10 protein-coding genes are annotated in these 9,728 nt (G+C 66.4%); all 10 read left to right on the plus strand.

Annotated features, from left to right (window positions below):
• A partial coding sequence (locus tag ACVOMF_RS19150) for an AAA family ATPase (protein ID WP_481510678.1) occupies positions 1–1,417 on the plus strand: 1,417 nt, incomplete at its 5' end.
• Positions 1,404–2,288, plus strand: coding sequence for a MinD/ParA family ATP-binding protein (locus ACVOMF_RS19155; protein ID WP_282271271.1), 885 nt, complete (start codon positions 1,404–1,406; stop codon positions 2,286–2,288). The genes ACVOMF_RS19150 and ACVOMF_RS19155, both read left to right, overlap by 14 nt.
• A complete protein-coding gene (locus tag ACVOMF_RS19160) occupies positions 2,285–3,034 on the plus strand; it encodes an RNA polymerase sigma factor FliA (RefSeq protein WP_481510679.1) in 750 nt (249 codons plus the stop codon). Before ACVOMF_RS19155 ends, ACVOMF_RS19160 begins: the two co-directional genes overlap by 4 nt.
• Positions 3,035–3,047: 13 nt before the next feature.
• Positions 3,048–3,440, plus strand: coding sequence for a chemotaxis response regulator CheY (gene cheY / locus ACVOMF_RS19165; RefSeq protein ID WP_282271267.1), 393 nt, complete (start codon positions 3,048–3,050; stop codon positions 3,438–3,440).
• Positions 3,440–4,060 (plus strand): protein phosphatase CheZ, encoded by a 621-nt coding sequence (locus ACVOMF_RS19170; protein ID WP_282271265.1) that lies wholly within the window; start codon positions 3,440–3,442, stop codon positions 4,058–4,060. The genes cheY and ACVOMF_RS19170 overlap by 1 nt, the downstream gene beginning before the upstream one ends.
• Before the next feature lie 3 nt (positions 4,061–4,063).
• The gene (locus ACVOMF_RS19175; RefSeq protein WP_481510680.1) at positions 4,064–5,926 is read left to right on the plus strand and encodes a chemotaxis protein CheA; all 1,863 of its coding nucleotides are present in this window, start codon (positions 4,064–4,066) and stop codon (positions 5,924–5,926) included.
• A 240-nt stretch (positions 5,927–6,166) separates the two neighbouring features.
• Positions 6,167–6,907: a flagellar motor protein gene (locus ACVOMF_RS19180; protein ID WP_296250550.1), complete on the plus strand. Its 741-nt coding sequence runs from the start codon at positions 6,167–6,169 to the stop codon at positions 6,905–6,907.
• Positions 6,908–7,858 carry a flagellar motor protein MotD gene (gene motD / locus ACVOMF_RS19185; RefSeq protein ID WP_481510683.1) on the plus strand — a complete coding sequence of 317 codons (951 nt, stop codon included), beginning with the start codon at positions 6,908–6,910 and terminating at the stop codon, positions 7,856–7,858.
• Complete coding sequence (locus ACVOMF_RS19190) at positions 7,858–8,640, plus strand: ParA family protein (protein ID WP_481510681.1); 783 nt, start codon at positions 7,858–7,860, stop codon at positions 8,638–8,640. The genes motD and ACVOMF_RS19190 overlap by 1 nt, the downstream gene beginning before the upstream one ends.
• Positions 8,637–9,617, plus strand: coding sequence for a chemotaxis protein CheW (locus tag ACVOMF_RS19195; RefSeq protein ID WP_481510682.1), 981 nt, complete (start codon positions 8,637–8,639; stop codon positions 9,615–9,617). The genes ACVOMF_RS19190 and ACVOMF_RS19195 overlap by 4 nt, the downstream gene beginning before the upstream one ends.
• The last annotated feature ends 111 nt before the right edge of the window (positions 9,618–9,728 follow it).

A 9,728-nucleotide genomic window follows, 5' to 3' on the forward strand; every position in this document is an offset into this window, starting at 1 on the left:
GCTCAAGTCGGCCGAGGTTGAACCGGTCGCCCCCCGCGCGCCGGCCCCGCAGAGCTTGTTTGCCACCCAGCCGGCCAGCGCCGACGAACAGCCGATCGTGCCGGCGTTCCGGCCGGCCGGCAGCACCGCTGCGGTCGCGCCGCTCGCAACCGTACCCGCTGTCACCCAGCAAGCCAGCTTCGCCGACGCCATCGCCGCCGTCACCATCGAGCCACCTGCTTCGATCGAGCGCGCACGCTTCGTCATCGATCCGCCGATGCCTGAGCCGGAGCTGGCCCCGCTGCAACCGGCTGCCGCTGTGGCGATCCCTGCAATTCCTGCTGTGCCGGTCCTCGCCGTTGCCGCTGTGGCACCTGCAATCGAGCAGATCGCTGCACCAATCGCTGCGTTCGCAGCGCCGCCATCAGCTGAAGCCCCGGTCATCACCATCGAAACCACCGCACCAGCAGCGGTCGCCAGCACTGCCCCGGTCAACCCGATCACCACCGGCCCGGTGATCATCGCCCGCGACGACGAGCAGCTCAGCCAGCTGCGCCAGGAAGTGGCCGGCATGCGCCACCTGATCGAGCGCGAGATGAACCGCTTCACCGATGAGCGCCTGCGCGGCAGCGCGGTGCGCGCCAATGCACTCGACCTGATGGACGAATACGGTTTCGACGCCGGCCTGGCCCGCGACGTCGCCACCCAGATCCCGGCCGACATCGACCCCAGCCGCGCCCGCGGCCTGATGCTGGGGCTGATCTCCAAGAAGCTGCCGATCGCCCCGGTCGACCCGATGGAAACCGGCGGCGTGATCGCCCTGGTCGGCCCCACCGGCGCCGGCAAGACCACCACCATCGCCAAGCTGGCCTCCCGTTTCGCCGAAGCCCATGCCGCCCGCGACGTGGCCCTGGTCACCACCGATACCCAGCGCATCGGCGCCCGCGAGCAGTTGTACGGCTTCGGCCGCCAGCTCGGCATCGCCGTGCACGAGGCCAATAGCGGCACCGACCTCAATCAGCTGCTGCAGAAGCTGGCCGACTACAAACTGGTGCTGATCGACACCGCCGGCCTGGGCCAGCGCGACCGCGCCCTCACCGCCCAGCTGCAGTGGCTGCGCGCCGCCGGCCAGATCCGCACCCTGCTGGTGCTGCCGGCCAATACCGCCTTCCAGGACATGGACGAAGTGGTGCGCCGCTTCAGCGCCGCCAACCCGCAGGGCGTGGTGCTGACCAAGCTGGACGAGACCGGCCGCTTCGGTTCTGCCCTGTCGGTGGCGGTCGATCACCGCCTGCCGATCACCTGGGTGACCGACGGCCAGGACGTCCCGGAAGACCTTTATCGGGCCTCTGCCGCAAATCTTGTACTCCGCCTTGAAGATTTGCGCCGCGCGGCCGATATGCCCTGCAACACGGAGTTGAACAATGCAGTCGCGTGAGTACGCCAAGCTGACCAACACCTTCCCGCTGTCGGCAACCCGGCACGAACCCGCCGGCCCGGTACGCACCATCGCGGTCACTGGCGGCAAGGGTGGTGTAGGTAAAACCAATGTCTCGGCCAATCTGGCCGTGGCACTGGCAGGCATGGGCAAACGTACCCTGCTGCTCGACGCCGACCTGGGCCTGGCCAACATCGACGTGGTGCTCGGCCTGCAGCCCAAGCACACCCTGGCCGATCTGGTCGCCGGCCGCGCCACGCTGGAAGAAGTCATCATCGAAGGCCCGAACGGCGTGCTGGTCGTGCCCGCCGCCTCGGGCCGCCGACACATGGCTGAGCTGCAGCCTGCCGAGCACGTTGGCCTGGTCAATGTGTTCTCCGAGCTGGAACGCGAGCTCGATGTGATGATCATCGACACCGCCGCCGGCATCACCGACAGCGTACTGACCTTCTGCCAGGCCGCCCAGGACACCGTGGTGGTGGTCTGCGACGAACCGGCCTCGATCACCGATGCCTACGCACTGATCAAGGTGCTCTCGCGCGAGCGCGGCGTGGATCGCATCCAGGTCGTCGCCAACATGGTGCGCGACCCGAACGAAGGCCGCGCCCTGTACGAAAAGCTGGTGCGGGTCTGCGAGAAGTTCCTGATCGATGTCTCCCTGAACTACCTGGGCTGCGTGCCGCAGGACGACTGGCTGCGCCTGTCGGTGCAACGCCAGCAGCCGGTGGTCAAGCTCTACCCTTCCGCGCCGGCCTCGCTGGCCATCAACGAAATCGCCCGCCGCACCGCGCGCTGGCAAGCCCCAACCGCCCCGCGCGGCGGCGTTGAGTTCTTCCTGGAACGCATCATCCAGCAGAAGGTGAAGGCATGAACAATGCAGCCGCCCAATACCGTGAGGTCCAGCGCAACGCGGCCAATGACTGCATTGCCCGCCACGCCGACCTGGTACGCCGCATCGCCCACCACCTGGCCGCGCGCCTGCCCGCCAGCGTCGAGGTCGATGACCTGATCCAGGCCGGCATGATGGGCCTGATCGAGGCCTCGCGCAGCTATGACGCCGAACAGGGCGCTTCGTTTGAAACCTACGCATCGATCCGCATCCGCGGCTCGATGATCGACGAGATCCGCCGTGGCGACTGGGTGCCGCGCTCGGTGCACCGCCGCGCCCGCGATGCCGCTGCCACCATCCGCCGCCTTGAGCAGAGCAGCGGCCGTGCGGCCAGCGCCAGTGAAGTGGCCGAAGCGATGGAGCTGCCGCTGCCCGAATACATGCGCTTGGTCGAAGACGCCTCGCGTGGCCAGGTCTTGAGCCTGGAATCACGCATCGAAGACCAGGGTGAGCTGGACACCCCCAGCACCGGCGGCCCCAACCCGCAGCAGGTGCTGGAGCGCAGCCAGTTCGGCGCCGAGCTCGGCAAGGCCATCGGCCAATTGCCCGAGCGCGAGCAACTGGTGCTGTCGCTGTACTACGAGCAGGAATTGAACCTGAAAGAAATCGGCGCGGTATTGGGCGTCAGCGAATCCCGCGTCTGTCAGATCCACGGTCAGGCCACGCTGCGCCTGCGTAGCCGACTGAAGATTTTCGAGGCGGCCGACGCCGGGCTCGAAGAACCATGAAGAGGAAAGCCTTTTGAACAAGAACATGCGCATCCTGATCGTTGACGACTTCTCGACGATGCGTCGCATCGTCAAGAACCTGCTCGGCGATCTGGGCTTCACCAATACCGCCGAAGCCGAGGACGGGCATGCCGCGCTGTCGATGCTGCAGACGCAGTCGTTCGATTTCGTCGTCACCGACTGGAACATGCCGGTGATGACCGGCATCGAGCTGCTCAAGGCCATCCGCAACGATGCCAAGCTCAAGACCTTGCCGGTACTGATGGTTACCGCCGAGGCCAAGCGCGAGCAGATCATCGAGGCCGCACAGAGCGGCGTGAACGGCTACATCATCAAGCCGTTCACCGCGCAGACGCTGGAAGAGAAGCTCGGCAAGATCTTCGAACGCCTGGCAGCGAGCGCCTGATGAACCAGCCCGGGGAAGCATTGAGCGACAAATCGGCCCTTGTGCAGCGCCTGCAGGACGCACTGGCAGCATTGGAGAGTGGCGATGAGGCTGGCTGGCGCCGGGAAATCGACGCACTCGCCGCCCTGCGCACGCAGCCGATGATGTCCGGACTGGGCCGGCTTGCACGCGAACTGGGCCAGGCGCTGGGCGAACTACCCAGCGTGCCCAGCGAAGCGGGTGAGCTGGATGATGCCTGCGCGCGCCTGGACCACGTGGTGCAGATGACCGAGCAGGCCACCCATCGCACGCTCGATCTGGCCGAAGAATGCCGCGCGCTGACCGAGCGCTTGCGTGCGGACGGGCTGAATGCCGAACAGGGCGAAATCCTCGAACGCATCCGCCACAACCTCACCGAAGTAGCCCTGACCCAGAGCTACCAGGACCTGACCGGACAGATCATCCGCCGCGTCGTCGGCATCGTCCGTCGCGTGCATGAAGGTTTTGGCGCGCTCGGCCTGCCGCCGCCGGAAGAAGAAGCCCGCAACCAGGGCCTGGCTGGCCCCGCCGTCAATGGCCTGGACCGCCATGCCGTGTCACAGGTGGACGCAGACGACCTGCTCTCGGACCTGGGGCTGTAAGCCATGAGCGCTTTTGCCGACGACATCGCCGCCGACTTCATCCTCGAAGCGCAGGAAATCCTGGATCGCCTCGGCGAGCAGCTGGTGACGCTGGAGCAGGCACCGCACGACAGCGACCAGCTCAACGCCGTATTCCGTGGTTTCCACACACTGAAAGGTGGCGCCGGTTTTCTGGCGATCCACCCGATGGTGGAGTTGTGCCACGCCGCCGAGGAAACCCTGGGCATGGCGCGGGCCGGCAAGGCCGAACTGCTGGCGCATCATTTCGACGCCGCCCAGCAGTCGCTGGATTGGCTGCAGGCCATGCTCGACGCCGTGTCTTCGGGCACCGAACCGGAGCATGCACCTGCTGCACTGATCGCGCAGTTCGATGTTGGCGCCGCGCCAGTCATCGCAGCCGCGCAGCCGGTCGCTGCGCCGGCGGGTGACAGCGACCTGATCAGCGAAGACGAGTTCGAAGCCCTGCTCAACGAACTGCATGGCAGCGGTACGCCCGGTGCCCAGCCGATCGCTGCGGCAAAGCCCGGCGACGACCTGATCGACGAAGACGAGTTCGAAGCCTTGCTGGACAAGCTGCATGGCGGTGCTGCTCCTGGCGCTGTCGCTGTGCAGGCGATTCCTGCTGCGCCCAAGCCCAAGCCGGCCGCGGCACCCGCCGCACCCGCTCGCCCTGCAGCAGGCGCAGCCAAACCAGGCGCCGCGAAGGCTGCCGAGCCCGAGCACACCGTGCGCGTGGACACCAAGCGGCTGGATGCCATCGTCAACCTGATCGGCGAACTGGTGCTGGCCCGCAACCGGCTCAAGACCTTGCGCATGCGCCTCAAGGACGAAGAGCTCGACCGTGCAGTCTCCACCCTGGACATCGCCACCGCGCGCCTGCAATCGGCGGTGATGCGCACCCGCATGCAGCCGGTCGGCAAGGTGTTCTCGCGCTTCCCCAAGGTTGCCCGCGACGTTGCCCGCTCACTGCAGAAGGAAGTCGATCTGGAGTTGATCGGCGCCGATACCGAACTGGACCGCAACCTGGTCGAAGCACTGGCCGACCCGCTGGTGCACCTGGTGCGCAACGCCATTGATCATGGCGTCGAATCGCCGGAACTGCGCGAAGCCCAAGGCAAGCCGCGCATGGGCCGGGTGCGCCTGTCCGCACAGCAGGAAGGCGACTACGTCAGCATCGAAGTGCAGGACGATGGCGCCGGCATCGACCCGGAGCGCCTGCGCGCCAAGGCCCGCGACAAGGGCCTGCTCGACCCGGAAGCCGCCGCCCGCCTGAGCAGCGAAGAGTGCCTGCACCTGGTATTCCTGCCCGGTTTCTCGACCAAGCAGGAAGTCACCGATATTTCCGGCCGCGGCGTCGGCATGGACGTGGTGCAGTCGCGTATCCGCGAGCTCAGCGGCCAGATCCAGATCCAGTCCGAGCTGGGCCGTGGCAGCCGCTTCCTGATCCGCGTACCGCTGACCCTGGCGATCCTGCCGACCCTGCTGGTGCAAGCTGGCGAGGACGTCTACGCCCTGCCTTTGGCCCGCGTGATGGAGGTGCTGCACGCACCGGCCACCTCGCTGGGTTGGTTTGATGGTCGCGCGGTGCTGGACCGCAAATCCCACACCTTGGCCCTGCTGGACCTGCGTCAATGGCTGGGCATCACCCCGGCACCGTCGACGCTGCTGACCATCGTCGTGCTGCAGATGGGCGAAGCCCGCTTCGGGCTGGTGGTGGACCAGGTACGCGGCCGCGAGGAAGTGGTGATCAAACCGTTGCCACGTGCACTGCGCGGCTTGAACGGCTATGCCGGCGCGACTCTGATTGGCGATGGGCGCATGGCACTGATTCTGGATGTGGATGGGCTGCGTGGAGTGCAGGGGTAAGCAATGCAGACGCAAGCCGCCTGCAATCTCGCGATCCTGCTAGTCCCCTCTCCCGCCTGCGGGAGAGGGCGGCCCCGCGAAGACGGGGCGGGTGAGGGGTGCTTCCAGCTTTCAAAGCCAGAGCTGCCCTCACCCCAACCCCTCTCCCGCAGGCGGGAGAGGGGCTAACAACAGCTACAGCAACAACAGCTGCACCGCTCATTGATTCAAGACCGCTACAACGAGGCCGATATACGCACCATGGACCGACTCAGCATCATTGGACTCTTCCTCGCCCTCGCCTCCCTGGTGGGCGGCAGTATCCTCAAGGGCGCCGGCCTGTCCTCGCTGTGGTCACCTGCTGCGTTTGTGATCGTCATCGTCGGCACCCTGGCAGCAATCCTGCTGCACACCTCGCCGGCCGTGTTCAAGCACGCCTTCAAGATCGTGCGTTGGGTGATCCGCCCACCTGCCAGCGACCGTCGCGCGCTGGTCCAGCAGATCGTGGACTGGAGCAATATCGCCCGCCGTCAGGGCCTGCTCGGCCTGGAACCGCAGGTCGAGCTGCAGGACGATCCGTTCATCCGCAAGGGCCTGCAGCTGGTGGTCGATGGCGTCGAGCCGGACACCATCCGCCACATGCTGGAAATCGAACTCGGCAGTCAGGAGCAACAGGATCTGGCCGCCACCAAGGTATTCGAAGGTATGGGCATCTATGCCCCAACCCTGGGCATCATCGGCGCCGTGCTTGGCCTGATCGCGGTCATGAAAAACCTGGCCGACCCGAGCAAACTCGGCCACGGCATCGCTGCCGCGTTCACCGCGACCATCTATGGCATCGCCTCGGCCAACCTGCTGTTCCTGCCTGTGTCGGCCAAGCTCAAGGGCGTGATCGCCAGCAGTTGCCGTGAGCGTGAAATGATCATCGAAGGCCTGATCGCCATTGCCCAGGGCGAGAACCCGCGCAATATCGAGAACAGCCTGGCTGGCTTCGTGAACTGAATCATGGCCCGTCGCAAGCACCACGAAGAGCACGCCAACCACGAAGCATGGGCCATCCCCTATGCCGACCTGATGACGCTGCTGCTCGCCTTCTTCGTGGTGATGTACGCCATCTCATCCTTGAACGAAGGAAAGTATCGGGTCATGGCCGACGCCTTGACCACCGCCTTTGGCGGCGCGCCGCGCACCATCAGCCAGGTGCAGGTGGGCAACAAGCAGTTGCAGGGCGGCGGCTACGACTCGCCCTCGGTAATCAGTGCACCTAGCATGACTGGTGGCGCACTGGCAGACCCAACCCAGTTGCCGTCGATGGCATCGCATATGCGCATGCCTGTGTCGGCACACAATCAGGAACAGCTGCAGCGCGCCGAGCGCCAGCTCAACCAGATCGCCGACCGCCTCAGCCAGTCGCTGGCGCCGCTGGTCAAGCAGGGCGTCATCACCGTGCGTCGCACCGAGCTGTGGATCGAGGTCGAGATCAACAGCGACATCCTCTTCACCACTGGTTCGGCAGCCCTGGACGCCAGCGCTCGCAACACGCTCGGCACCCTGGCCGATGTTCTGCTCGATGCGCCCAACGGCGTGCGCGTCGAAGGTCACACCGACAATCTGCCGATCGCCACCGCGCAGTTCCCATCCAACTGGGAACTGTCGGCCGCACGTGCCGCCAGCGTGGTGCACCTGTTCGCCGACCATGGCGTGCAGCCGCAACGACTGGCGATGGTCGGTTACGGCCAGTTCCGTCCACGCGAAAGCAACGATGCGCCCGAAGGGCGCAACCGCAACCGGCGGGTGATGGTGATCATCCTCGCCGATTCGGCAGCGGCAGCCGATCTGCCGGCTGCCGGTAACACCACAGCCAGTACCAGCGATGAGGACGACAACGGCGGCACCTCTGCCGCAGGTGCCATTCGCAGCGCGGTACCGGCGGTCATCGAAGGAGTCCAATGATGCGCATCTGGGCCATAGCCAACCAAAAAGGCGGCGTCGGCAAAACCACCACCACTTTGTCGCTGGGCCGCGGCCTGGCCGCTCGCGGGCACAAGGTGCTGCTGATCGACCTGGACCCCCACTCCTCGCTGACCCGCGCCTTCGGCGTACCGGTTGAGCCGGTGCCGCAGGGCGTGCAGGAACTGTTCGCCACGCCACCACATGAGATTGCTGCGCTCGCCCGCCACAGTGATATTCCCGGGTTGGACTATCTGTGCGCGCAGGCCTCGCTGGCCACGCTGGAACGTCGCAGCGCCAACCAGCCTGGTCTGGGCCTTGCCCTGCAGCAGGCGCTCGCTCGGCACGGCGAGCAGCACGATTACATCCTGCTGGATTGCGCACCGACGCTGGGCTTGTTGATGATCAATGCACTGGCCGCCGCCGACCGCCTTATCATCCCGACCCAGGCCGAGCCGCTGGCCCTGCACGGCCTGGACGGCATGGTCCGTACTGGTGAGATGGTCGAGCGCTCGCGCAAGCGCCCCCTGCCGATCTCCGTGCTGCCGACGCTGTTCGACCGCCGCACCCGCGCCGGCAATGAAACCCTGAAACTGATGCAGGATCGTCACGGCGAGCGTGTCTGGGAAGACGCCATTCCGGTCGACACCCGCATCTGCAATCCCGCTGCCCTGACCGTGCCGGTGCTCGGCGACGATTACCCAGGGCGCGGCATGGCCGCTTACCGGCACGCCCTTGAATGGCTGCTGCTCAACGAAGCCGCGCAGTTGGAGCGCGCCGCATGAGCAGCGACGTACTCGACGACTATCTGGGCGAACTGCTGCTGGAGGCAGTGCCCACAGCGGTGGCCCCCGCACCCGCAACGCCTGCCAAAGCGGCGGCGATCGAAGTGCCGGGCGACAGCGCTGAACTTGAGGCAGTGTTCGAAGCCGCACTGGCCGAAGCGCAAGCCAGGCCTTCAGCCGCCCCGGCACCTGCTCCGGCAAGCATTGCGTCCGGCGATACCGCAGCCTTGCAGGCCGCGTTCGACGACGCAATGGCGGCCACCAGCGCCGCCAATGCCGGTCGTCCTCCTACCTGGGATGACCTGCCGGATGAAGTGATCTACGAAACCGGCCCGGCCGAAAGCCGCAAGCTCGCCCATAGCGACAGCGCCAGCTTGCAGGCTGCGTTTGAGACCGCCGCAGGTTTGCCGGCAAGCCCGGTCCCGGCGCCGCGCAGCACTCCGAGCGTCCGCGCCCTGGCAGAGCCTTCGTCGGATGCACGCCCCAGCACCTGGCAGGAACTGCAAGCGCAGGCACAGCGGCCAGCGAGCAGTCCGCAGCAACGCCGCGCCGCCGAGCGCAGCTCGCGCTGGCTGCGTCTGCGTTGTGGCCAACAAACGTATGCATTGGAGCTGCTGAAGGTGCAGGAAGTCGTCCTGCCGGTACCGCTGCTGGCACTGCGCGGCACCGGCCCGGCCATGCTCGGCATCATGAACCTGCGCGGCCAGGTGGTACCGGTGATGGACCTGTGCCGTCATCTCGACGTGCACAGCGCACCGGAAGACTCGCAGACCCGCATCGTCGTACTGGAAGAGAATGGCGAGACCCTCGGCCTGCGCGTGTCGGCGGTGGAAGACGTCGCCAACCTCAACGATTCGCAGATCGAGCCGCCAGACACCGCGCGCATCTGCCAGATATCCAACGAGCTGTTCCGCGGCATCGCCCGCGTCGGCCAGCAACCGATGATCCTGCTGGACGCCGCCCGCCTGCTGCGCTGACCACCTCCTCCCTTTCGCGCTGAAGGCAACGGTAGTGGCGGCCCCGTCCGGCGCCCGGGGTGTCCCGAGAAACTACCAACCAGCAACCGTCCGCACCGACACCGCCAAAAA

The organism is Stenotrophomonas sp. STEN022 (assembly GCF_056760155.1).

Excerpts from the sequence above, each read along its gene's own strand:
- ACVOMF_RS19155 (WP_282271271.1), top strand. The coding sequence starts at position 1,404 with ATGCAGTCGCGTGAGTACGCCAAGCTGACCAACACCTTCCCGCTGTCG.
- ACVOMF_RS19180 (WP_296250550.1), top strand. The coding sequence starts at position 6,167 with ATGGACCGACTCAGCATCATTGGACTCTTCCTCGCCCTCGCCTCCCTG.
- ACVOMF_RS19195 (WP_481510682.1), top strand. The coding sequence starts at position 8,637 with ATGAGCAGCGACGTACTCGACGACTATCTGGGCGAACTGCTGCTGGAG.
- ACVOMF_RS19190 (WP_481510681.1), top strand. The coding sequence starts at position 7,858 with ATGCGCATCTGGGCCATAGCCAACCAAAAAGGCGGCGTCGGCAAAACC.
- ACVOMF_RS19175 (WP_481510680.1), top strand. The coding sequence starts at position 4,064 with ATGAGCGCTTTTGCCGACGACATCGCCGCCGACTTCATCCTCGAAGCG.
- ACVOMF_RS19160 (WP_481510679.1), top strand. The coding sequence starts at position 2,285 with ATGAACAATGCAGCCGCCCAATACCGTGAGGTCCAGCGCAACGCGGCC.
- ACVOMF_RS19170 (WP_282271265.1), top strand. The coding sequence starts at position 3,440 with ATGAACCAGCCCGGGGAAGCATTGAGCGACAAATCGGCCCTTGTGCAG.